19 protein-coding genes are annotated in these 24,195 nt (G+C 72.2%); 6 read left to right on the top strand and 13 right to left on the bottom strand.

Annotation, left to right across the window (positions count from 1 at the left end; all coding sequences use genetic code 11):
• The first annotated feature begins 42 nt into the window (after positions 1-42).
• The 3 genes from ML5_RS16080 to ML5_RS16070 are packed head-to-tail and all read left to right on the top strand — an operon-like array spanning position 43 to position 3,461.
• Positions 43-1,173, top strand: a complete 1,131-nt coding sequence (locus tag ML5_RS16080; protein ID WP_013475392.1) for a thiamine pyrophosphate-dependent dehydrogenase E1 component subunit alpha — start codon at positions 43-45, stop codon at positions 1,171-1,173.
• A 27-nt stretch (positions 1,174-1,200) separates the two neighbouring features.
• A complete protein-coding gene (locus ML5_RS16075) occupies positions 1,201-2,169 on the top strand; it encodes an alpha-ketoacid dehydrogenase subunit beta (protein WP_013475391.1) in 969 nt (322 codons plus the stop codon).
• Between the two features lie 14 nt (positions 2,170-2,183).
• The gene (locus ML5_RS16070; RefSeq protein WP_013475390.1) at positions 2,184-3,461 is read left to right on the top strand and encodes a dihydrolipoamide acetyltransferase family protein; all 1,278 of its coding nucleotides are present in this window, start codon (positions 2,184-2,186) and stop codon (positions 3,459-3,461) included.
• 75 nt (positions 3,462-3,536) lie between these two features.
• On the opposite strand, the gene ML5_RS16065 is transcribed toward ML5_RS16070, so the two are convergent.
• From ML5_RS16065 to ML5_RS16025, 9 genes are read right to left on the bottom strand one after another with little or no spacing between them, the layout of a single operon-like run.
• Entirely contained in the window at positions 3,537-5,837 is a 2,301-nt protein-coding gene (locus ML5_RS16065) for an arylsulfatase (protein WP_013475389.1), read from the bottom strand.
• An 8-nt stretch (positions 5,838-5,845) separates the two neighbouring features.
• Positions 5,846-6,601 (bottom strand): SDR family NAD(P)-dependent oxidoreductase, encoded by a 756-nt coding sequence (locus ML5_RS16060; RefSeq protein ID WP_013475388.1) that lies wholly within the window; start codon positions 6,599-6,601, stop codon positions 5,846-5,848.
• The gene (locus ML5_RS16055) at positions 6,598-7,422 is read right to left on the bottom strand and encodes an ATP-binding cassette domain-containing protein (protein ID WP_013475387.1); all 825 of its coding nucleotides are present in this window, start codon (positions 7,420-7,422) and stop codon (positions 6,598-6,600) included. Before ML5_RS16055 ends, ML5_RS16060 begins: the two co-directional genes overlap by 4 nt.
• Entirely contained in the window at positions 7,419-8,405 is a 987-nt protein-coding gene (locus ML5_RS16050) for an ABC transporter ATP-binding protein (RefSeq protein WP_236619421.1), read from the bottom strand. The genes ML5_RS16055 and ML5_RS16050 overlap by 4 nt, the downstream gene beginning before the upstream one ends.
• A 5-nt stretch (positions 8,406-8,410) precedes the next feature.
• Positions 8,411-9,295, bottom strand: a complete 885-nt coding sequence (locus ML5_RS16045; protein ID WP_013288207.1) for an ABC transporter permease — start codon at positions 9,293-9,295, stop codon at positions 8,411-8,413.
• A complete protein-coding gene (locus ML5_RS16040; protein ID WP_013288208.1) occupies positions 9,292-10,236 on the bottom strand; it encodes an ABC transporter permease in 945 nt (314 codons plus the stop codon). Before ML5_RS16040 ends, ML5_RS16045 begins: the two co-directional genes overlap by 4 nt.
• Before the next feature lie 22 nt (positions 10,237-10,258).
• Positions 10,259-11,701 (bottom strand): aldehyde dehydrogenase family protein, encoded by a 1,443-nt coding sequence (locus tag ML5_RS16035; RefSeq protein WP_013475385.1) that lies wholly within the window; start codon positions 11,699-11,701, stop codon positions 10,259-10,261.
• Positions 11,698-12,942, bottom strand: coding sequence for a M20 family metallopeptidase (locus ML5_RS16030; protein ID WP_013475384.1), 1,245 nt, complete (start codon positions 12,940-12,942; stop codon positions 11,698-11,700). Before ML5_RS16030 ends, ML5_RS16035 begins: the two co-directional genes overlap by 4 nt.
• A gap of 11 nt (positions 12,943-12,953) precedes the next feature.
• Positions 12,954-14,480 carry a PLP-dependent aminotransferase family protein gene (locus ML5_RS16025; protein ID WP_013288211.1) on the bottom strand — a complete coding sequence of 509 codons (1,527 nt, stop codon included), beginning with the start codon at positions 14,478-14,480 and terminating at the stop codon, positions 12,954-12,956.
• Positions 14,481-14,665: 185 nt separating this feature from the next.
• On the opposite strand from ML5_RS16025, the gene ML5_RS16020 reads away from it, so the two are divergent.
• The 3 genes from ML5_RS16020 to ML5_RS16010 all read left to right on the top strand — a co-directional run bounded on the left by ML5_RS16020 (position 14,666) and on the right by ML5_RS16010 (position 18,363).
• On the top strand, positions 14,666-15,754 hold the full coding sequence (locus ML5_RS16020) for a 3-isopropylmalate dehydrogenase (protein WP_013475383.1): 1,089 nt from the start codon (positions 14,666-14,668) through the stop codon (positions 15,752-15,754).
• Between the two features lie 7 nt (positions 15,755-15,761).
• Positions 15,762-16,721: a formylglycine-generating enzyme family protein gene (locus ML5_RS16015; protein WP_013475382.1), complete on the top strand. Its 960-nt coding sequence runs from the start codon at positions 15,762-15,764 to the stop codon at positions 16,719-16,721.
• A 124-nt stretch (positions 16,722-16,845) separates the two neighbouring features.
• Positions 16,846-18,363 (top strand): ABC transporter substrate-binding protein, encoded by a 1,518-nt coding sequence (locus tag ML5_RS16010; RefSeq protein WP_013288214.1) that lies wholly within the window; start codon positions 16,846-16,848, stop codon positions 18,361-18,363.
• A gap of 686 nt (positions 18,364-19,049) precedes the next feature.
• On the opposite strand, the gene ML5_RS16005 is transcribed toward ML5_RS16010, so the two are convergent.
• From ML5_RS16005 to ML5_RS15990, 4 genes are all read right to left on the bottom strand, one after another.
• Positions 19,050-20,516: a P1 family peptidase gene (locus ML5_RS16005; RefSeq protein ID WP_013475381.1), complete on the bottom strand. Its 1,467-nt coding sequence runs from the start codon at positions 20,514-20,516 to the stop codon at positions 19,050-19,052.
• 191 nt (positions 20,517-20,707) lie between these two features.
• On the bottom strand, positions 20,708-21,424 hold the full coding sequence (locus ML5_RS16000) for a FadR/GntR family transcriptional regulator (protein WP_225319458.1): 717 nt from the start codon (positions 21,422-21,424) through the stop codon (positions 20,708-20,710).
• A 114-nt stretch (positions 21,425-21,538) separates the two neighbouring features.
• The gene (locus tag ML5_RS15995) at positions 21,539-21,949 is read right to left on the bottom strand and encodes an Asp23/Gls24 family envelope stress response protein (protein ID WP_013288217.1); all 411 of its coding nucleotides are present in this window, start codon (positions 21,947-21,949) and stop codon (positions 21,539-21,541) included.
• A gap of 91 nt (positions 21,950-22,040) precedes the next feature.
• Positions 22,041-24,176: an ABC transporter permease gene (locus tag ML5_RS15990; protein ID WP_013475380.1), complete on the bottom strand. Its 2,136-nt coding sequence runs from the start codon at positions 24,174-24,176 to the stop codon at positions 22,041-22,043.
• Between the last annotated feature and the right edge of the window lie 19 nt (positions 24,177-24,195).

The raw sequence follows: 24,195 nt of genomic DNA, 5'->3' as shown, positions 1-24,195 counted from the left end.
GACCCCGGTGACGCGGAGACCGACGCACCCAGAAGGTGACGAATGACTACCGTAGATCTCGCCGACCCACCGGTCACCAACCCCTTCACCGGCACCACCGACCTTCCGCGTACGTCCGAGGGCTGGACCCAGCTCGTCACCCCGGACGGGCGCCTGCACCCGGACGTCGACGCCGACCGCGACGCCCTCGGCCGCCTCACCCGTGACCTGTACCGGGGGATGCGGCTCGCACGCCGCCTCGACGACGAGGCGTTCGCGTTGCAGCGGCAGGGCGAGCTGGGCCTGTGGCTGCAGTGCCGCGGCCAGGAGGCCGCCCAGGTCGGCTCGGTCGCGGCGGTACGCGCCGACGACTACGTCTTCCCGAGCTACCGGGAGCACGCCGCGGCGCTGTGGCGCGGCATCGGCCCGGCCGACCTGCTGCGTCAGTGGCGCGGCGTCGCGCACAGCGGCTGGGATCCGGAGCCGTACTCGTTCCACATCTACACGCTGGTCCTGGCCGCCCAGCTGCTGCACGCCACCGGGTACGCCCTCGGGGTGCAGCGCGACGGCAGCGACACGGTGGTCGTGACGTACTTCGGTGACGGCGCCGCGAGCGAGGGCGACGCGAGCGAGGCCATGAACATCGCCGCCGTCAACGCCGCCCCGATGGTGTTCTTCTGTCAGAACAACCAGTGGGCCATCTCGACGCCGACGGCGTCGCAGACGCGTACCCCGATCCACCGGCGCGGCGCCGGGTTCGGCCTGCGCAGCGAGTGGGTCGACGGCAACGACGTGCTGGCGGTGTACGCGGTGACGTCCGCGGTGACCGAACACGCCCGGTCCGGCCACGGCCCCGCGATCGTCGAGGCCACCACGTACCGGATGGGTGGGCACAGCACGTCGGACGACCCGACCCGGTACCGCACCGACGACGAGCTGGCGGCGTGGCGGGCGCGGGATCCGCTGGCCCGGGTCGAGGCGCTCATGCGCGCCGAGGGCTGGAGCGACGAGGCGTTCCTCGGCGGGATCCAGGCCGAGGCGGACGAACTGGCCGACCGTACCCGCCGGGAGTGCCTGGCGCTGGAGGCGCCGGACCTCGCCGACGCCTTCGCCACAGTGCTGGCCGACGTGCCCCCGCTTCTGCGGGAGGAGCGCGACGCGTTCGTCGCCTACCGCACCTCCTTCCTCGACTGACGCCCGCCCCGATCGGAGAACTCGTTCATGCTCACTCTCTGTCAGGCACTGAACTCCGGCCTGCGCCGCGCCATGGAGGACGACGACAAGGTCCTCCTGATGGGCGAGGACGTCGGCCGGCTCGGCGGCGTCTTCCGGGTCACCGACGGTCTCCAGAAGGACTTCGGCGAGGCCCGGGTGGTGGACACCACCCTCGCCGAGTCCGGGATCGTCGGCACCGCCATCGGGCTGGCGCTACGCGGGTACCGCCCGGTCTGCGAGATCCAGTTCGACGGCTTCGTCTACCCCGCGTTCAACCAGATCGTCTCCCAGCTCGCCAAGATGCGGGCCCGCACCGGCGGCCGTACCGCCCTTCCGGTGGTGGTGCGCATTCCGGTCGGTGGCGGCATCGGCGCGGTGGAGCACCACAGCGAGTCGAACGAGGCGTACTTCGCGCACACCGCCGGGCTCCGGGTCGTCTACTGCGCCAGCCCGGACGACGCGCACTGGATGATCCGGCAGGCCGTCGCCGGTGACGACCCGGTGATCTTCTACGAGCCGAAGCGCCGCTACTGGGTCAAGGGCGAGGTGACAACCGCCGGGCCGCCGCTGCCGCTGGACCGCGCCCGGACCGTGCGGCCGGGCACCGACGTGACGCTGCTGACGTACGGCGGCACGGTCGCCACCTGCGTCGCCGCCGCCGAAGCCGCCGCTCAGGAGGGCCGCGACATCGAGGTGATCGACCTGCGGTCCATCTCCCCGCTGGACGTGGCGACCATCGAGGAGTCCGTGCGCCGTACCGGCCGGGCGGTGGTGGTCCACGAGGCCCCCACGTTCGCCGGGTTCGGCGCCGAGGTCGTCGCGCAGGTCACGAGCCGGTGCTTCTACTCGCTGGAGGCGCCGGTCGAGCGGGTCGGCGGCTTCAACCTGCCGTACCCGCCGGCCAAGGTCGAGGAGGAGTACCTGCCCGACCTGGACCGGATCCTCGACGCCGTCGACCGCGTCCTGGCCGCGTGAAGGGAGAGGTACCCGTGAGCGTTCAGCAGTTCCGTCTGCCCGACGTCGGCGAGGGCCTCACCGAGGCCGAGATCGTCACCTGGCGGGTCGCACCGGGCGATCCGGTCGGCCTCAACGACGTCATCGTGGACATCGAGACCGCCAAGGCCGTGGTCGAGCTGCCCAGCCCGTACGCCGGTGTGGTGGACCGCCTCCTGGCCGGGGAGGGACAGACAGTCGAGGTCGGCGCGCCGATCATCGCGATCCGGACCGGGGACGACGCGGACGCCCCGGATGCCGCGCCGGCCGCCGCGCCGCCGCCCGCCGACGAGCCGGCCGTGGAACGTACCGCGGTGCTCGTCGGCTACGGGGTGTCCGCGCAGGCGCGGACACGCCGGCTACGCCGCGCGACGCCGTCCGTCCGCCCGGCCGAACCCGCCCGCCCGGCGCACACGTCCCGGCCGCCGGTGCTCACCAAGCCGCCGCTGCGCAAGCTCGCCAAGGACCTCGGCGTGGAGCTGGCCGACGTCCGCGGCAGCGGCCCCGACGGCCGGATCACGCGCCAGGACCTGCTCGACCACACCACCGGCCCGGCGCCGGTGGCCGACCACCGGCGGGACGAGCGCCTGCCCGTGCGCGGGGTGCGCAAGGCGACAGCCGCCGCGATGGTCGCCAGCGCGTTCACCGCGCCGCACGTCACCGAGTTCCTCACCGTCGACATGACAGGCACCGTCGAGTTCGTGGACCGGCTGAAGCAGGACCCGGCGTTCCAGGGGGTGAAGGTCAGCCCGCTGCTCGTGGCGTCGCTCGCGGTGCTGGACGCGGTCCGCCGGTATCCGGACGTCAATACCCGGTGGGACGAGGAGAACCAGGAGATCGTCCGGTTCGCCGACGTCAACCTGGGCATCGCCGCCGCGACGCCGCGCGGCCTGCTGGTGCCGAACGTCAAGGCCGCGCAGAACCTTCCGGTACGCGATCTCGCGGTCGCCCTGAACGAGCTGGCGAGCACCGCGCGGGAGGGCCGCACCCGTCCCGCCGACCTGTCCGGCGGGACCATCACCATCACCAACATCGGGGTGTTCGGGGTGGATGCCGGCACCCCGATCCTCAACCCGGGTGAGGCGGCGATCCTCTGCCTCGGCGCGCTGCGCCGGATGCCGTGGGTGGTCGACGAGCAGGTCGTTCCCCGGTGGACGGCGCAGTTGTCGCTGTCGTTCGACCACCGGCTGGTGGACGGGGAGCTGGGCAGCCGGGTGCTCGCCCACGTCGGGCGGTTCCTGGAGGACCCGCTCTGGGGCCTGGCCCTGCGCTGAGGCCCGACAGACGGACGGCGCGTGGACAGACGAGGAGGTCCGTCCACGCGCCGTCGTCGTACGCGCGGGCGCGCGTCAGTCCACCACCTCGAACCCGACGCCGGCCGACGGACGCGGCGCGACGCCGCCCGCCGGTGCGATCGGCTCGCCGACCTCCTCGGACGCGGCGAGCCGGAACCGCACGTACTCCAGTTCGCCGGAGAACTCGTGCCGGGCCGGGTAGCTCTGTGACACCGGCGAGTGGATGCTGCGACCGACGTCCATGCCGGCGAACCCGTGGAAGAACGGCAGCAGTCGCGGGAACAGCGCCTCCCCCGCCGCCTCGCCGTCCACGTACAGGCGGCCGGTGCCCTGGCAGTCGGCGGTCTTCGTCAGCTCGAAGGTCAGCTCCACCGGGCCCAGCGGCAACTCGCCCTCGGACCGCAGCACGTAGTGGGTGCCGAGGTGGTTGTACTCGTACACCAGGTGGTTGTCCTTGATGTGCAGCACGTACCCGCCGCTGACGTTGCCGAGCACCACGATCACGCCGCCCTGCGCCGCGTCGGTGCGGTGCACGCGCGCGGTGATGGCGTGCGAGCGGTTCATCGTCGGCGGCACCGCCGCGCCGGAGATCGTCGGCACGCCGGCCAGGTAGGTGAAGTCCAGCCGGTCCCGCACCGATCCGGGGCGCGGCACCCGGGCCCGGATCGCGAATCCCCTGTCGTCCAGCGGCAGCACGTCGTAGCGGGCCGCCTCGATCCAGAACTCCTCGATGAGACGCCGCAGCACCTCCGGATGCTCGGCGGCCAGGTCCCGGCTCTCGGTCGGGTCCTCGTCGATCCGGTACAGCTCCCAGCGGTCCTCGTCCCAGGAGGTGCCCCGCTCGTGGAACGCGACAGCCTTCCAGCCCTGGTGGTAGATGCCGCGGTGGCCGAACATCTCGAAGTACTGGCGGTCCCGCGACGGCGGCGCCGCCGGGTCGCGCAGCCCGTCGCGGAAGCTGCGGCCGTGCAGCGGCATCTGCGGGACGCCCCGGCGCACCGCGGGCGGCTGCACCCCGACCAGGTCCAGCACCGTCGCGGTGACGTCGATGCTGTGCTGGAACTGCGTCCGCACCTGCCCGCCGGGTACGTCACCGGCCGGCCAGCTCAGCACGAACGGCACCCGCACCCCGCCCTCGTGGGTGTGCTGCTTGTAGCGGCGGAACGGGGTGTTGCTGACCTGCGCCCAGCCCAGCGGGTAGTTGCTCTGCGCCCGCGGGCCGCCGATCTCGTCGATCCGGTCCAGGCTGTCCTGGAGGTTCTCCGGCACCCGGTTCTGGAACGCGGTGGGGTTGAGCGTGCCGAGCGGCGTGCCCTCGGGGCTCGCGCCGTTGTCCGACATGACCACGAAGATCGTGTCGTCCAGCCGGCCGATCCGCTCCAGGAAGTCGACCAGGCGCCCGAGCTGGGCGTCGGTGTGGTCGACCATCGCCGCGTACGCCTCCTGCATGCGGGCGAACAGGCGCCGCTGCTCCGGCGGCACGTCGTCCCACGGCACGACGCCCGGGTTGTGCGGCGGCAGCGGCGCGTCCGGCGGGATGATGCCCAGCCCGATCTGCCGCCGGTGCCGGTCCGCGCGGATGACGTCCCAGCCGGCGTCGTAGCGGCCGCGGTACTTCGCCAGGTACTCCGGCGGGGCCTGGTGCGGCGCGTGCGCCGCGGCGTACGCCAGATAGAGGAAGAACGGCTTCTCCGGGGTGAACGACGTCTGGTCCCGGACGAACCCGATGGCCCGGTCGGTCAGGTCCTCGGTGAGGTGGTAGCCCTCCTCCGGGGTGGCCGGCGGGTCCACCTGATGGTTGTCGTACACCAGCTCCGGATAGAAGTTGTCGGTCTCGGCCTCCAGGAAGCCGTAGTACCGCTCGAAACCGCGCCCCAGCGGCCACTGGTCGTACGGCCCGGACGGCGTGGTCTGCTCCAGCGGCGCGACGTGCCACTTGCCGACCGCCATGGTGTTGAACCCGGCGTCGGCGAGCATCTCCGCGACGGTGGCGGCGGCGTGGGTGATCCGCCCCCGGCCGCTCGGGAAGCCGCTGTCGAAGTTGGACAGCATGCGCATGCCGACGCTGTGGTGGTTGCGGCCGGTGAGCACGCTGGCCCGGGTCGGCGAGCACAACGGCGAGGTGTGGAAGTTGGTGTACCGCAGCCCGGAGGCGGCCAGCCGGTCGATCGTCGGGGTGTCGATCTCGGCGCCGAAGCAGCCGAAGTCGGCGAACCCGACGTCGTCCAGCAGCACGTACACCACGTTCGGCGTACCCGCGGCGGCCGACGGCGGCGTGCTCCAGTGCTCCGTCGACTCGCCGTAGGTGCGTCCGATGGTCCCCTCGTACGGAGGGTCCGCCAGAGGTCCGGTCACGGTACGCCTCAGCCGGCCGTCGTGCCGCCGTCGAGGACGAGCGTGTGGCCCGTGACCATGCGCGCCTCGTCGCTGGCGAGGAACACCACCGCGTCGGCGGAGTCGCGCGGCGTCGCCATGCGGCCCAGCGGGATCGACGCCCGGAAGTTCTCCCGCGCGCTGTCCGGCACGTCACCCATCCCGCCCAGGAACGCCGAGAGCATCGGCGTCTCGGTCGCCGCCGGGGCGATCGCGTTGACCCGGACGCCGTGCGGCGCGAGTTCCAGCGCCAGCGCCTTCATCAGGCCGATGACGCCGTGCTTGGCGGCGGTGTACGGCGCGTACCGGGGGCGGGCGATGACGGCCTGGAGGGAAGCGGTGAACACGATCGCGCCGCCACCGGCCTCGATCAGCGCGGGCGCGGCGGCCTGCGCGGTCCAGAACGCCCCCTTGAGGTTCACGTCGACCACGCGGTCCAGCGTCGCCTGGTCCACCTCGTCCAGCGGGCCGGTGAACGGCGTACCGGCGTTTGCGTGCATGAGGTCGAGCCGGCCGAACCGTTCGACGGCGGTCTCGACGGCGGCGCGGCAGTCAGCGGCCCGGGTGACGTCGCAGGCCACGCCCACGACGGCGGACCCGAAGCCGGCGGCCGCCTCGGCGGCGCGGTCGCCGTCGAGGTCGGCGATGACGACGCGCGCGCCCTCCTCGACGAGCCGGCCGACTGTGGCCAGTCCGATGCCGCTGGCGCCTCCGGTGACGACGGCGACGCGGTCAACCAACCTCATGTGCTGCTCCTGTTGAATCGGTCCAGGAGGTCGCCGCTCAGGGTGGGCACCGCGGACAGCAGCCTCTGGGTGTAGGGGTGCCGGGGGTCGGAGTAGATCGATTCGGTGTCACCCGTCTCGACGATCCGGCCCTGGTTCATCACCGCGATCCGGTCGCAGAGGTACCGGACGACGGACAGGTCGTGGGAGACCAGGATCATGGTCAGCTTGAACTGTTCGGCCAGGTCGGTGAGCAGGTTGAGGATCTGCGCGCGCACCGAGACGTCGAGCGCGCTGACCGGCTCGTCCCCCACGATGACCTTCGGCCCGGCCGCGAGGGCGCGGGCGATGGCGATGCGCTGCCGCTGGCCGCCGGAGAACTGGTGCGGGTAGCGGGTCACCGCCTCCTCGGGCAGACCCACGGAGTGCATCAGCTCGGCGACGCGGGCCCGGTGGTCGCCGGGCAGGCGCAGCGCGCGCATCGGCTCCGCGATGATGTCCGCGACGCGCATGCGCGGATTCAGCGACGACATCGGGTCCTGGAGCACCATCTGCACGTCGCGGCGCAGGAACCCGAGCCGCCGCTCCGGTACGCCGCTGATCCGCTGCCCCTGGTAGAACGCGGTGCCGGAGGTCGGCTGGTCGAGGGCCATGAGGATGCGCGACAGCGTGGACTTGCCGGAGCCGCTCTCCCCCACGATGCCGAACGCCTCGCCCTCGTGGACCTGCACGCTCACGCCGTCGAGCGCGCGGATCGGCCGGCCCGGCGTACGCAGCGACCGCCGCGGGGCGCGGTACTCGCGCACCACGTCGACGGCTTCCAGCAACGGGGTGGTGGTCATGCGCTGGCCTTCCCGCTTCCTAGGGGCTGGTCGCTCTCGATCGGGTGGTGGCAGGCCGCCCGCTGGGTGCTGCCGGGCGGCGCCGTCAGCAGCGGCACCGTGCCGCAGACGTCGTCGGCGCGCGGGCAGCGGTTGCGGTACACGCAGCCGGTGGGGAACGACCCGAGCGACGGGACGCGGCCCGGGATGGTGGACAGCCGGCCGCTCCCGTCGGTGCTCTCCAGCACCGTGGACGCCCGCAGGCCCGCCGTGTACGGGTGCCGGGGCGAGTCGAACACCGTCGCCACGTCGCCGTACTCGACGATCGAGCCGCCGTACATGACGAGCAGTTCCTCGCAGATGCTCGCGACCACCGGCAGGTCGTGGGTGATGAGCAGCAGCGACGCGCCCTCCTCACGCACCAGCGTGTCCATCAACCGCAGCATCTCCGCCTGCACCGTGACGTCCAGCGCCGTGGTGGGCTCGTCCGCGATCAGCACGGCGGGGTCGCACGCCAGCGCGATGGCCAGGACGACGCGCTGGCGCTGGCCGCCGGAGAGCTGGTGCGGGTACTTGCGCGCGGTGCGGTCGGGCTCGGGCAGCTGGACCCGTTCGAGCAGTTCGACGGCCCGGGCCGAGGCCGCCGCGCGGCTCATCCCCTTGTGCAGCCGCAGCGACTCGGCGACCTGGTTGCCGACCCGCATCAGCGGGTTGAGCGCCGTCATCGGCTCCTGGAACACCATGGCGATGTCGTTGCCGCGGACCGCGCACATCTGCTTGTCGGACAGGTCGAGCAGGTTACGGCCGTTCAGCAGCACCCGGCCGGACGCTGTCACGCCGTGGGGCAGCAGGCCCATCAGCGCGAGCGCGGTCAGGGACTTGCCGCAGCCGGACTCGCCGATGAGTCCCATCCGGCGGCCCGGCCCGATCTCGAACGAGACGCCCTTGACGGCCTGGATGTCGTGGACCTCGACGACGAGGTCCTCCACCACGAGCCCGCTCACGCCGCTCACCGTCCTCTCAGCCGCGGGTCGAGGGCGTCGCGCAACCCGTCGCCCATGAGGTTGAAGCCGAGCACCGACAGGGCGATGGCCAGACCGGGCCAGACGGCGAGCATCGGCTGCACGACGAAGTAGTTCTGGGCCTCCTGGAGCATCCGGCCCCAGGTGGGGGTCGGCGGCGGGGTGCCGTACCCGAGGTAGGACAGCGCCGCCTCGGCGAGCACCGCGTGCGCGAACGACACCGACGCCTGCACGATGAGCAGGGCCGCGATGTTGGGCAGCACGTACCGGACCATGAGCACCACGCCCCGGCGGCCGTAGCTGCGCGCGGCCAGCACGAAGTCGCTCTGCAGCACCTGCATCGCGCCGGCCCGGGTGAGACGGCCGAACACGGGGACGTTCGCGACGCCGATCGCGATCATGCCGGTGAGCGTGGAGGCGCCGAAGCCTGCGGCCAGGATGATCGCCAGCAGGATGGCCGGGAAGGCGAACACGATGTCCAGCGCCCGCATCACCGGCTCGCTGAGCCAGCGGTGCCCGGTGGCGGCGAGCAGACCCAGGGGTACGCCGACGGCGGCGGCGATCGCGACGGCGACCACACCGACGAACAGTGTGGTCCGCGCGCCGACGAGGAGCTGGCTGACGATGTCCCGGCCGAAGTGGTCGGTGCCGAGCCAGTGGTCCCCGCCCGGGGACAGCAGCGTCTGCGACGGGTCGACCCGGGTGGGGTCGTACGGCGTCCAGAGGAACGACACCAGCGCGGTGAGGACGACCAGGCCCACCAGGCCGGCGCCGATCACCAGCGTGAGGTTCCAGCGGCGGCGCGGCTTGACGGGGCCGGCCGCGACGACGTCGGCGGTGGCGTCCGGTGGGGCGTCGGCGACTGATGTCATGCCTTGCTCCTCAGCCTGGGGTCGACCGCGTGGTACACCACGTCGACGACGAAGTTGATCAGAAGCACCGCGGCGGTCAGCACCATCACGGTGCCCTGCACCTTCAGCAGGTCGCGGTTGCCCACGTCCTGGAGCAGCATCCGGCCGAGACCGGGCAGGCCGAAGACGTTCTCGATCACGACGGTGCCGATGAGCAGCGTCGCGAGTTGCAGACCGAGGACCGTGATGACCGGGATGGCCGCGTTGCGCAGCGCGTGCCGGGTCAGCGCCTGCGAGCGGCTCAGCCCCTTGGCCCGCGCGGTCTGGATGAAGTCCTCCTGCATGACCTCGACCACAGCGGACCGGACGTAGCGCATCAGGATCGCGCCCTGGGCCACGCCGAGGACCAGCGCCGGCATCAGCAGGGCCTGCACGGCGCCGCCGACGTCGTCCCATCCGGTGAACCCGCCGGCGGGCAGCCACTGCAACTTCACCGCGAACACGGTGATGAGCAGGATGCCCAGCCAGAACGACGGCACGGCGATGCCGACCTGGCTCAGCGCCGACAGCGCCGTTCCGATCGCGGTACGGCTCTTCACCGCGGCGAGGATGCCCAGCGGTACGGCGATGAGCAGCGCCAGCGTCATCCCGGCCAGGATGAGCGGCACCGTCACGCCGAGCTTGTCGGCGATCTCCGAGCCGACCGACACCCCGCTGAGCGGCGAGATGCCGAAGTCACCGCGGATCAGGCCGCCGGCCCATTCGAGGTACCGCTCGGTGAACGGCCGGTTCGTCCCGAACTGCTCCCGCAGCGCCTCCAGCGCCTCCGGGGTGGCGTTGACGCCGAGCATCGCCTGCGCCTGGTCGCCCGGCAGCAGCGCCAGCATCGTGAAGACGAGGATCGACGCGGCGAACAGCGATACCGCGAGGATGGCCAGCCGCCGGACGAAGTAGATCACCATGCGTGTGTGCTCCCACTCCGAGTCATGGCCTGATCATCACCATCTTGGTCACGGTCAGCTCCTCCATGGCGAAGCGCGGTCCCTCCCGGCCGATGCCGGAGTCCTTGACGCCGCCGTACGGCATGTTGTCGGCGCGGAAGCCGGGCACCTCGTTGACGAGCACGCCGCCGACGTCGAGGCGGCGTACGACGTCCAGGGCGACAGCCAGGTCGCGGGTGAAGACGGCGGCCTGGAGCCCGTAGCGGGACCGGTTGACCAGCTCGACTGCCGCGTCCATGTCGGGCACCGACCGGACGCAGACCACCGGACCGAAGATCTCCTCCGCCCAGCACTCGGCGTCCTCGGGGACGTCGACGAGCACGGTCGGTTGCAGCACCCGGCCCTGCGCCGTACCGCCGGCCAGGCAGCGCGCCCCGGCGGCGACCGCGCGGTCCACCCACGAGTGGACCCGCTCGGTGGACGCCTCGTCCACCAGGGCGGACACCCGGGTGTCGGCGGACCGGGGGTCGCCGGTGGTGACCGAGGCCAGCAGCGGCCGGAGGCGGTCCAGCAGCGCCTCCCGGACCGGCTCCTCGACGATCACCCGCTGCACGCTGATGCACGCCTGGCCGGAGGCGTAGAACCCGCCGCGTACGACGGCTTCGGCGGCCCGGTCGAGGTCGGCGTCGCGGCCGACGACGAGCGCCGCGTTGGACCCGAGTTCGAGCAGCACCTTGCGCGGGGCCGCGGCGCGGGCGATCTGGTGGCCGACGTGCGCCGACCCGGTGAAGGACACGGCCGCGACGCCGGGGTGCGTGGTCAGGAGCTTGCCGACCTCGACGCCGCCGGTGACGAGCTGGACCCCGGCGGCCGGGCAGCCCGCCCGGCGGAACAGGTCGACCAGCACCAGCGTGGCCAGCGGCGTGTTCGGCGCCGGCTTGACGATCACCGGGCAGCCCGCCGCGACCGACGGCGCGACCTTGTGGGCGGCCAGGAGCAGCGGGTAGTTGAACCCGGTGATGCCGACGACGACACCGACCGGGCGGCGTACCCAGAAACCGAGCATGCCCTCGCCGGCCGGCTGCATGTCCAGGGCCACCGTCTCGCCGGTCAGGTGCCCGACCTCCTCGGCGGCCGTCTCCAGCGTGACCAGCGTGCGGGCGACCTCGACCCGGCAGTCCACGAGCGGCTTGCCGGTCTCCAGGACCAGCAGCTCGGCCAGCGAGCCGGCGCGGGCGCGCACCTCGGCGGCGACTGCCGTCAGGATCGCGCGCCGCCGGTGGCCGGGCAGCCCGGCCATCTCCGCGGCGATCTCCTGCGCGGCTTCGACAGCCGCTTCCGCGTCGCCGGGGTCGCCCCACGGCGCCTGGGTGACGGTGCTGCCGTCGTACGGGAAGCGCACCGGCGCGGTCTGCGCGGTGCTGGTCCAGCCCGCGCCGATCGGCAGGCCGGTGGGCAGCGCGGTCAGCAGCTCCTGCGCGGTCACGACGCCGCACCCGTCAGGGCGCCGGTGGCCCCGGTGAGGAAGGCCAGGGCCGCCTCGGCGTATACCTTCGTCTTGCGGACGACGTCGTCGACCTCGACGTACTCGTCGGGCTGGTGGGCGATCCACTTCGGGCCGGGTCCGTACACCACGTTCGGGATGCCGCTGTCGCGCCACAGGATGGTGCCGTCGGTCGCGCCGGGCACGCCGCCGAAGACGGGCTCGGCGCCGGTGACGGCGCGGTGCGCCTCGGCCACGGCGAGCGAGACGGGGTGGTCCTCCGGGGTGACCGCGCACGGCCGGTCGTCGACGACCTCGACGGCGAAGGTGACGCCGTGCCTGGTGCCGATGGCGTCGGCGTCGGAGCGGACGCGCGCGGCGAGCGCGGCGTGGTCGACACCGGGTACGGTCCGGCAGTCCACGCCGAGGACGGCGCGGCCGGGGATGACGTTGAGCTGGTCGGCGGAGCCGGCGTCCAGGACCGTGGGGGTCAGGTACGTCAGGCCGAGGTGCTCGTGCTCACCCGGGTCGGCCTGCAGCTCCTTCTGGTACCGGCCGAGCGCGGCGACCAGCTCGGCCACCGCCGGCACGGGGTTGCGGCCGTGCTGCGGCATCGCGCCGTGCGCCATCTTGCCGGTGCAGGTGACAAGCAGCCGGACGGCGCCCTTGGCGACCGCGCAGATCTCCTCCGCCTCCGGCTCACAGATGATCGCGGCGTCCACCTCGCGGGCGAGCGCGGTGGTGGTGAAGTGCTTCGCCCCGAGCATCTGGCCCTCCTCGTCCACCAGGGCCGCCACCACGATCCGGCCCGGGAACGGCCCGGCCAGCTCGACGGCCCGGGTCGCGTGGATCATCGCGGCGACACCGGCCTTCATGTCGGCGGAGCCGCGACCGTACAGCCGCCCGTCGACGATGTCGCCGCCGAACGGGTCGACGGTCCACTCCTCGGGAGCGCCCTCGGTGACGACGTCGGTGTGCCCCTCGAACATCAGCGTCGGGCCGGGCAGGCCGCCGTCCACCACCGCGACGACGTTGGGGCGCCCGGGGACGACCTCGGTGACCTCCGGCCGCCAGCCGAATCCCCGCATGACCTGCGCGACGAGTTCCGCCACTGGCTGCTCGCTACGCCCTCGGCCCGCGTCCCAGGTCGAGGGGATGCGGACCAGGTCCTGGGTGAGCGACACGACGGCTTGTTCGTCCACGAGATGGCCGGCGCGGAGGGAGGCGTGGGTGTCCGACGTCATGGCGTCGGAGGTTACGAACTCCGCCCTCGGAGGGGAACGTCCAGTTTCCGGGTCGGTGGGGGTACCAGCCGTGGCCGGACCTGGTCTTCTACGGCCGCGGCGACCCGCCGCACCCCCTCCTCGATGCGGTCCAGCGGCATCACCTGGTACCCCAGGCGCAGGTGGTGACGCGGGGCGGGCCGGGTCGCCCAGTACGGCGCGCCGGGGTCCAGCAGGACGCCCTGCCGGCGCAACTCCCGGGCCAGTTCTCCGGCGTCCAGCCCCGGCGGGCCGGTGATCCAGCGGGCCAGCCCGCCGCGCGGCACCGGCTGCGGTCCCCAGCGCACGTGCCGCTCGACCGCCCGCACCATCTCCTCGTACAGCCCCTGGTAGTGGGCGCGGACGCGTCGCACGTGACGGGCCAGGTCCCGGCTGGCGATCATCTGCGCGAGCGCGCGTTGCATCGGGCCGGGCGGGTGACGCAGCACGTAGCGGGAGCGGGCCCGCATGGCGTCCACGAGCGCCGGGGACGCCACCACGTAGCCGAGCCGCAGCCCGGGTGCCAGCAGCTTGCTGAAGCTGCCGAGGTAGACCACGCGGTCCTCGTCGTCGAGCGCCCGCACCGCCACCGCGGGCATCCCCCGGAACGTCATCTCCGGGTCGTAGTCGTCCTCGATCACGACCGCGTCCGCCGCGCCGGCCCGGCGCAGCAGCTCCTCACGCCGGGACGCCGACATGGTCGCGCCGGTCGGGTACTGGTGGCTCGGCGTGACGTACACGAGCTGGGCGCCGTGCAGGTCCGCCGGCAGGTCCTCGACGACCAGGCCGTCCTCGTCGACCCGGCCGGGCACCACGTCGGCGCCGGCCATCTGCATGATCGTCCGGGCGTCCGGGTAGCCCGGGTCCTCGACGAGCACCACGCTGCCCGGCCGGACGAGGACGCTCGCCAGCAGGTGCAGCGCGTGCGTCGAACCCAGCGTGATCATCACCTGATCCGGGTGGGCGGAGATGCCGCGCGCGGGCAGCACGTGCTCGCAGAGCTGACGCACCAGCTCCGGGTCGTCGGCCTGGCCGGCGTCCCCGATGACCCGGGACAGCCCGTCCTGCCGCAGCGCCTCACGCTGCGCCCGCTCCCACGCGCCGATCGGGAACATGGACGGGTCGGGCTGGCCGACCACGAACGGGAACGGCGCCCGCGCCCAGGCCGGATCCCGGTGCACCGGAGTGGGCGGCGGTTCCGGCAGCCGCGCCTCCCAGTCGATCGGCTGCATCGGCGAGCGGGCGGTCCGCCGCGCGGCCCGCATCCGCACCACCGCGTCGGAGGAGACGTAGAGACCGCGCCGCGGGACGGTCACGATCAGACCCTGCTCCATGAGCCGGTCGTACGCGGTCAGCACGGTGTTCCGGGAGACGCCGAGCGCCTCGGCCAGGCGGCGCGTGCTCGGCAGCGGGCCGTCGTCGTACTGCCCCGCGAGGATGGCGTCCTCGAGCCCGGTGATGATCTGCTCGTAGAGCGGAACCGTGCTCTGCGGGTTGACCGGCAGCAGGAAATCCGCCACCTCGACCTCCCACTCCCGCGGGGGTCTCGCCTCGTCCCGTCGTCGTACGCCCTGCACACGCCCTGTGCGTCCCGCTGGTACTAGCCTAGCCGGAGACCTGGACCTGTTGCGGAGGGCCCGTTCCCGCCACGCTTGGCCGGGCGATGGCAGGTGACGGTCTCCTGCACGCGGACAGGGGTGGACTCATGAGCGCCCAGCGAATCGCGCTGGTGCCCGGCGACGGCATCGGACCGGAGGTCACCGCGCAGGCGGTCAAGGCGTGCGACGCCGCCGCCCGACGGTTCGGGATCGACCTGGTCTGGGAGGACTACGAACTCGGCGCGGACTACTGGCGGATAACCGGCCAGGTCGTGCCGCCGGACGTGGAACAGGAACTGGCGAAGGCGGACGCCATTCTCTTCGGCGCCGTCGGTGACCCGTCGGTGCCGCCCGGCGTGCTGGAACGCGGCCTGGTCATCCACCTGCGGACCGCGTTCGACCAGTACGTGAACCTGCGGCCGGTCAAGCTGCTGCCAGGCGTGCCCACGCCCATCGGCGGGCTGCGCCCCGAGCAGTGCGACCTGGTGATCCTGCGGGAGAACACCGAGGGCGCGTACGTCGGCGCCGGAGGCTTCATCCACCGCGGCGGGCCGGACGAGATCGCCACCCAGGAGTCGGTGAACACCCGCAAGGGCGTCGAGCGCCTCATCCGGCACGGTTTCCGGCTGGCCCTGGGCCGCCGTAAGCACGTCACGCTGGTGCACAAGGCGAACATCCTCACCTATGCCGGCGACCTGTGGCAGCGGACCTTCGAGGAGGTCTCGGCGGAGTATCCGGACATCGCTGTGGACTACGTACACGTCGACGCGATGTGCCTCTACCTGGTGACGCAGCCGGAGCGGTTCGACGTGGTGGTCACCGACAACCTGTTCGGCGACATCATCACCGACCTGGGCGCCGCCGTGCAGGGCGGTCTCGGCCTGGCCGCCAGCGGCAACCTCAACCCGACCGGGTCGGCGCCGAGCATGTTCGAGCCGGTGCACGGTTCCGCGCCGGACATCGCGGGCCGCGGCTGGGCGAACCCCGCCGGGTCGATCCTCAGCGCCGCGCTGATGCTGGAGCACCTGGGTCACCCGGAGGCGGCCCGCAGCCTGGAGGACGGGGTGAAGGCGGTGCTGCCGCGCCTGGGCGCCATGCGCGGGCCGGAGATGGGCATGTCGACCGAGGACTTCGGCGACGCCGTCGCCGCCGTCATCGGCGAGGGCGCGTACCAGGCGGACGCCCTGCCGGCGTGACACGGATGTGAGCACCGAACCGGTCGATCCGGACGACGGCGGGGGCACTCCCCCGCCGTCGCCGTGTTGCGCGCCGAGACGCCCGCCCGCCGCCGGCACCGGCGCCGCGGCGGGGGCGAGCGCCGTCCGCTCACCACGAGGGGGTACGGACGACCTGATCGCGCTGCCCGGCGGCACCTTCCTCATGGGCACCGACGACCCGGAGGGCTTCCCGGAGGATCTGGAGGGACCGGTCCGCCCGGTGGCTGTGGCCCCGTTCGAGATCGCCGCGACGCCGGTGACGAACCGGCAGTTCGCCCGCTTCGTCGACGCCACCGGCTACCGCACGGACGCGGAACGGTACGGCTGGTCGTTCGTCTTCCACCTGCTCCTGGTGCCGTCCGCGCACCCGTACGTGCTCGACGCGTCGGTGCCGCAGGCGCCGTGGTGGCTGGCCGTCGAGGGGGCGTACTGGGCCGCTCCGGACGGACCCGGGTCGGACGTACGCGGGCGCGAGCAGCATCCCGTCGTGCACGTCTCGCACCGGGACGCCGAGGCGTACTGCCGCTGGTCCGGCACCCGGCTGGCGACCGAGGCCGAGTGGGAGTACGCGGCGCGCGGCGGCCTGTCCCAGGCCCGCTACGCCTGGGGCGACGAACTGACCCCGGACGGGCGGCACCGCTGCAACATCTGGCAGGGCGCCTTCCCCGCTGTCAACACCGCTGAGGACGGGTTCGCCGGCACCTCTCCGGTGACCACGTTTCCGCCGAACGGCTACGGCCTCTACGACGTCGCGGGCAACGTTTGGGAACTCACGGCCGAACCCTGGCGCGACCACCGCGGCCGTATCTCACCAGGTGAGAGCGTCATCAGGGGTGGTTCGTACCTGTGCCACGACTCTTATTGCAACCGTTACCGCGTGGCAGCACGGAGTCGGACCACCGTTGACTCCTCAAGTGGCAACACCGGGTTCCGCGTGGCGCGGTAGTCCGGCGCTGATTGGTACCTGCCGACCCCGCTGAACTGGCCCTTTTGCATCGGGTAGCACGCTCATAGTGTCCCGCCTCACAGGCTACGAGCGCCCTTGGCGTTCTTCGCGATGGGACACACGAATGAATCGGCTGAAGATAACGCTGCCCGCCGTGCTGCTCGCCACGGCGCTGGCTCTGACCGCGTGCAGTAGCGATGGTGACTCGGAGACCACCACCGGCGGTGGTTCCGGCAACGGTACGGTCACCCTCGGCGCCTACCTGGAGCCGGTGAGCCTCGACCTGACCGCCGAGGCCGGCGCCGCGATCCCGCAGGTCCTGCTCTACAACGTGTACGAGGGCCTGGTGCGCCAGAACGCCGGCACCGGCGAGGTGGAGCCGCTGCTGGCCAGCGAGTGGAAGGTGTCCGACGACGGCACCAAGTACTCGTTCAAGCTGCGCGACGGCGTGACCTTCCACGACGGCCAGAAGCTCACCGCGCAGGACGTGGTGTGGAGCTTCAAGCGGGTCACCGCCGAGGGCTCGACGAACCCGTTCAAGTCGCAGATGACAGTCGTGAAGACCGTCGAGGCGCCTGATGCCTCCACCGTGGACGTGACGCTGTCCCGGCCCAGCCAGAGCTGGCTGTTCGACGTCGCCGGCCGCGTCGGCGTGGTGCTCAAGGAGAACGCCACCGACCTGGGGACGAAGCCGAACGGCACCGGCCCGTTCAAGTTCGACAAGTGGAACCGCGGCGACAGCATCACGCTGGTGCGCAACGACGGCTACTGGGGTGAGAAGGCCAAGGTCGGCACCGCCGTCTTCCGGTACATCACCGACGCCAACGCGCTGAACAACGCGATGCTCTCCGGGCAGCTCGACATCGTGGCCAACATCCAGGCGCCGCAGCTGCTCGAGGTGTTCAAGGGCAACAAGCAGTTCGAGGTGGTCGAGGGCAAGACGACCGGTGAGGTCGTCCTGGCGATGAACAACGCCAAGGGCCCGCTGGCCGACGCCCGCGTGCGCCAGGCCATCCGCCACGCGATCGACCACGACGCGCTCATCAAGACCGTCTGGTCCGGGTACGGCACGAAGATCGGCAGCATGGTGCCGCCGAGCGACCCGTGGTACGAGGACCGCACCGGAGACTTCCCGCACGACCCCGCCAAGGCCAAGCAGCTGCTCGCCGAGGCCGGCCACGCCAACGGACTCACCCTGACCATGGACGTCCCGCCGCCCGGCTACGCCCGCGCCTCCGCGCAGTTCGTCGCCTCGCAGCTCGCCGAGGTCGGCATCAAGGTGACCCAGAACAACGTCGAGATGCCGCAGTGGCTCGACAAGGTGCTCGGCAAGGCCAACTACGACCTGTCGATCATCGCCCACGTCGAGCCGCGTGACCTGGTCCGCTACAGCCAGCCGGAGTACTACTACCGCTACAAGAACCCGGCCGTCACGCAGCTCATGAACGAGGCCGACACGGCTCTGGACGCGGCGACCCGGGACAAGAAGTTCGCCGAGGCCGCGAAGGTCATCTCGCAGGAGGCCGCCAGCGACTGGCTGTTCCTGCTGCCGAACCTCGCGGTGATCCGCGACGGCGTCGAGGGTTACCCGAAGGACGCGGTGACCCAGTCCTTCGACGTCACCAAGGTGTCCAAGAAGTAGCCCAGCACCACGCACAGAAGGACCTGGTGGGCTCCCGCCCACCAGGTCCTTCCGTCATTCCCCCGCTCCCCCTCCCCGCTCCCCCTCCCCGCGATCTTGCACTTGCTGCCCCTGGTGCGGGGGATTTGACCCCGTTCGTCGGGACACCAAGTGCAAGATCGACGGTCCAGGAGGGCCGGGGTTGTCCGGGAGCCGTATTCGGTGCGCAGTGGACTGACGCAGTCGAGGTGTTTTGCCTCCGTGAAACCCTGCGTGCCCGGGGGCTCGGGGCGTCGACACAACGCACTGCCGAGTGAGGGCTGAACCGCGGGTGTACGCGTTCCGCCCCGTCGACGACCACGCCCGGCCCTACGGTGTGGCCTCTGTGCTCTGCGCCAGCGCGACGCAACGAGCTGCCGAGGGCAGCTCGTTCCCGCTCCCTCGGCACACCGAAGGGCTGACGTGCTGCCAAGTGGCTCGGCTTTGAACGCCCTCCTCCGTCGATCTTGGAGTTGTGGCGCCTGGGATGCGCTGTATGCGAGCTGTGCGAGGTGCCACAACTCCAAGATCGACGGTCATACCGGGCGCGGACGATCCACCGGCCGGCGACCTGGGAACGACGCGAGGCGGGCCCCGTCCGGGTGGACGGAACCCGCCTCGATCGTCACGCGCCTACTGTGCCGGCGCGAGGTGAGACAGCGTGTGTGTCAGCTGAGCCGGGCGGACGGCGCCCGGCGACGACCCCGCAGGTGCATGCCCAGCAGGCCGACGCCGAGGACGGCGGCGGCCAGCAGGCCCGTGGTCACGCCCGTCGAGAGCGTGGGGCCACCGGTGTTGCCGGAGGCGAGAACCATGCCGTTCTGCGACTCCTGACCGGCGTCGTTCGTGGTGTTGCCCGCCGGAGCGGCGTTCGGCTTGCCCTTGTCCTTGCCCTTGTCGGCACCGGCCGGCGCGGGGACCGGGGTCTGCGCCAGCGCCTGGGTCGCCTGGGCAAAGGTCTCCGGCGTCACGTCCGGGGCGTTGCCCTGCGTACGCCACTGCTTGAGCTGCTTCATGCCCTTGCAGGCCGAGGGGTAGCGGTCGCAGTAGCTGGTGGTGTTGCCGATGCTCTCGGACGAGAGGACCGCCTTGGCGATGGCACGGGCGAGCGTGCTGGCGCCGGCGTTGAAGATGGCGTTGAGCTGGCGGCTGTCGGCCGGGTCGTTGATCTGGAGCGCCTCGCCCTTGCCGGTGGACACCGCGAACACGGTGTCGCCGTCGCCGAGCGTGTGGATCGGGCTGATCGCGCGGGCCATGCCGTCGTGCGCGTTGCCGGACATGCGCTGCGCGGCGGCCTTCTCCAGCGGGGCATTGGTGGCCACCACGGCGATCGTGGTGTTGGCCGGCTGCTCGGCGGCGGCGGCCGGCGGGGTCGGCGGGTTGCACTCCTTCTTCTTGGGAGCCTTGTACCCGGCGAACTCGTTGCCGATGCCGTACTTGACGCCGTACAGGGTGCAGTCGGCCGGGTCGACCGGGGAGCCGGCCGGGTTCACGATCACCATCGCGCCGACGTAGATGCCGTCGCCGAGGTGGACGCTCGCGGTGCCGACGCCGCCGCGCATGCCGCCGCCACGGGCACCGGTGCCGCCGCCGACGCCGCCCTGGCGGACGGGACCGTCCGAGGTGGCCTGTGCCGCGAGGTAACCCCACTCGGCGGAGGTGCGGGCCTTCGGGTCGCCGCCGCGGCCGAGGTCGAAGATGTCCGCGGCCGGCACGATCGGGGCCACGCCGCCGGCGCCGACGCGTACGCCCTCGCCCCGGTCCTCCAGCCAGCGGATGATGCCGTTGGTGGCCGACAGCCCGTACATGCTGCTGCCGCCGAGCTGGATCGCGTTGACGCCCGGGTTGGAGTTGAGCGGGCTGAGCAGGTCGGTCTCCTTGGTGGCGGGGGCGCCACCACGCTGGTCCACACTCGCCACGGACATCTGCGGCATGTAGACGACCGAGGTGCCGGTCAGGTACGGAGCGGTGTCGGACTGGACCTGGCCGACCTGGATGCCGGGAACGTCGGTGATGGCGTTGTGGGCACCCGGTGCGCCGGCGGCGGGGTTGGCCGACGCGGGCGACGCGACGAGCACGAGTCCCGGACAGACCAGGGCTGCCGCGGCGAGCGCGGCGAATCTGGACGACTTCATGCAGCTTCTCCCATGCGAAGCGGTGCGACCTCCGCCCCGATCCGGGGCGGTCGATGCATTGGGCAACTGGTGGTCCCCCGTGGTACACGACGAGATGTGGGGGAGGCTACTGGTCAGACCAGTTGAAGGGAAGAGCCTGCTCAGCTGATGGCCGCCTCGGATAATCCGAGGTCAGGCCACATCAGGCGGATTCAGAGCAATACGTCCACCATCGAGCGCCGCGCCTCCGGCACGTACTCGGCGTAGTAGTGGTGCAGCTCCTGGCGGGTCAGCCGGGCCACCTCGTCGGCCTCGCCCGCGCGCATCGCGTCGATGACCCGGCGGTGGTGCGCGAGCGTGCGCTCCATCAGCGCCTCACGATCCGGGGCCTCCGCGAGCTTCGTGGAGATCAGATCGAGCACCATGCTGCGGACCGCGTCGAGGCAGAGCACCAGAAGTTCGTTCCCGGACAGGCGGGCGACGTGCTCGTGGAAGCGGACGTCCGCCGCGCTGAACGCCTCGTAGCCGTCGGCCACCGCGTCCCGCATGCCCGCCAGCGCCTGCTCCAGTTCGTCCAATTCGGACGGTGACGCCTGCCGGGCCGCGACCGATCCCGCCGCCGATTCGATGATCATGCGGAACTGGAGCAGCTCCGCCACGCCGAGCCGCCGGCTGTCCACGACCCGCGCGAACAGCTTGCGCATCGCCGAGGCGGTCGAGGCGATCACCTGGGGCCCGAGCGGGTCACCGGGGCGCGAGCGGACCAGGCCGCTGCTCTCCAGCACGCGCAGCGCCTCACGCACGGTCGACCGGCTGACGTCGAACTGGGTCGTCAGCTCGCGCTCGCTGGGCAGCCGGTCCCCCGGCCGCAGATCGCCGGCGGCGATCCGCTCCTCGACCTGCCGGACGATCCCCTCGTACGCCCTCACGGTTCGCACTGGAGCGAACGAGACAGCCTTCGGCATGGCGAACCTCCCGACGCACGGCGGCCTCGCGCCGCTGGGAACAACGGTACGGGTCGTCTGCCCGCCGGAGGGGCAGGGTCAGGCGGCAGGAGGCGGCGAGCCCATCGCCACGTCGTCGACCTTGATGTTGATCTCGTCGACCCGCAGCCCGTACGCCTCGACGGCGGACGCGACAGCGGCCCGCACCTCGTCGGTGACCTGCGGAACCGGGTGACCGGCCGCGATCACGAGGACCAGGTTGATCACCGCCGCGCCGTTCGTGACGTGGGCCGAGCAGCCCCGGCGGGCGTCGCCGACCTGATCGAGCCCGACCCGGTCGAGCACCGCGTTGAAGAACCGGGCCACGTCACCGCCCAGCTCGGCCACCCCGGGCACCCCGCGGGTGGCGGCCACCGCGATCTTCTCCACCACCTCGTCGGAGACGTGCGTGGTCCCGCCCGCCACCGCGTCCGGCGTGATCGACAGTTCCTGGGTCGCCTCGTCAGCCATGCTCTCCCACCCGTCGCACCGCCCCGCGCCGACGGCGTGGGGCGGTGCGAGCGTACTAGGCGCGGGCGCTCCGCAGTGGACGGAGCCCGGTTCAGCGCGCCCCGGCCGGCGCCGGCTCGCCGACGATCCCGTCCAGCCCGCCGGAGGTGTCCGGCGCCGGGTGCGGCCCGGTTCCGCCGGCCGCCCGCTCCCGGCGCCGGAGCCACCAGTCGACGCCGAGGTTGAGCAGCAGGCCGACCGCTGCCCAGATCGCCACGACGGCGAGGTTCCGCCCGACGCCGACGCCGTCGAAGTAGGTGAGCGACCGGGCCGTGTCCACGGCGGCGGGCAGCGGCAGGACGCCCTGGAGCGTCCGGAAGAACTCCGGCACCATGTAGATCGACAGGCCGCCGCCGGAGGCCGGTACGCCGGCCATCATCAGCACCACCATCATCGGGACGATCGCGGCGAGGCCGAAGGTGCGGGTGAAGACCCCGGTCACCGACGACACGGCGAAGATGGTGAGGGCCCCGAAACCGATCATCTCCAGGGCGCTCCCGTCGACCGCGCCGATGATCACGTCGAACAGCAGCCACAGCCAGGTGGCCATGCCGATCGCCCAGCCGCCGAGGATCGGCAGGAACTGGCGCAGCCGCCGCAGGTGCGGTGCCCCGCCCCGGAGCACTGCGAGCATCAGGAACCCGGACATGATCCAGGACATGCCGACGTACAGGCTGTTGCTGCCCATCGTGTCGGTCCCGCTGAGCGGCGCCACGTCGGTGACCGCCAGCGGCGTCTGCTGCCCGGCGGCGACCTGGCGGAACATGGTCTGCACCATCATGTGCTGGCTGGAACCGGCGGCCGACGACGAGTACAGGGTCGCCTCGCCGCCCGGTGTCGCGGGCAGCACGTACGCGGCGACCAGGTCCTGGGCGAGGATGCGCTCCCTCGCCTCGTCCACCGACGCGGCCACGGAGATGTCGGCGACCCCGCCGAGACCGGCCCGCAGGCCGGCGGCGACCTGCTCCGCCTGCTCGGGGACGGCGGCGACCACGGCTACCGGGATGTCGTGCGGCTCGGGCTTGTGCATGGAGAAGCTCATCAGGCCCACCACGGCGACCAGGATGCTCAGCGGGAACGCCGCCACCGTCACGTACCGGAACCGCTTGGACCGCGGCGGGCCGCCGGCGAGTGCGGGCAGCGGCGTGTCCGGGCCGTCGACCTGCGGCGCCTGCGGGATCGGCGCCCCGCCGCGCTCCTTGAGCAGGCAGAGCAGCACGGCGGCGACGATCCAGGCGGCGAGCGTCAGCAGGTGGACGCCGATGCCCCGGCCGTCGAAGTAGAGCGCCGACCGCAGCGCCTCACCGGCCGCCGGCAGGGGCAGCACCCCGTGCAGGAACTGGAAGAAGCCGGGCATCGTGTCGACCGGCAGCGCCAGGTTCGACGCGGGCATGCCGAGCACGACGAAGAACAGCATCCCGAGCAGGACCGCCAGCGGCCCCATCACCTTGGTGAAGAGCAGCTGGGCGAGACCGACGGCACCGGTCGTGAGCATGCCGACGCCGAGGAACGTGAGGTAGTGGCCGTCGACCGCGCCCACACCGGGTCCGAGGATCAGCCAGATGATCGTGCTGGTCAGCGCCGACCAGCCGGCCGCCAACGGAACGAACCGCCGCAGGCGCAGCAGGTGCGGGGTGGCCATCAGGAGCATGCTCAGCGGTACGTAGCCGGCGAGCATCATGCCCATCGCGGCGAACAGCACCGAGATGCCGGCCCGGTCGTCGTCGGGCAGCGGCGCGACGTCCTCGGTCGTGGACGCCCACTGCTGCTGCACGGCGACCGGGGCGAGGAGCTGTTGCGCGGTGCCGGCGCGGGAGGCGCCGGCCGCCGACGCGGTGATGATCGTCGCCTGGTCCGAACCCGCCGCCGGGAGCTGCAACGCGCCGCTGATCTCCCGGTCCCGCAGGAGTTCCACGGCGGCGTCCCGGGACGCGACCAGCCGGGCCTCGACCGGCTCGCCGGCTGTGGCGTTCAACGCGTCGACGACGCCCTGGGCCTCGGCGCCGCTGCCGATCACCGCCACCGGCATCTGGCGGGGGTGCGGCGAGTGCATCGTTCCCACGTAGGTCGCGAACATCATCGTGACCATGAGGAACGGCATGACGAAGAGGGCGACCGAGCGGATGATCCGCTCCTTGCGGTCGGCGGCGGTCGGCTCGGCGGGCGCCGGGTCGGTGGAGGGCGGCACAGGCAGGCTCCGGAGGGGT

The organism is Micromonospora sp. L5 (genome assembly GCF_000177655.2).
GTDB classification, from domain to species: domain Bacteria; phylum Actinomycetota; class Actinomycetes; order Mycobacteriales; family Micromonosporaceae; genus Micromonospora; species Micromonospora aurantiaca.
The sequence above is the reverse complement of the archived record's forward strand: the minus strand, read 5'-3'. Positions and strand labels throughout refer to the sequence as shown.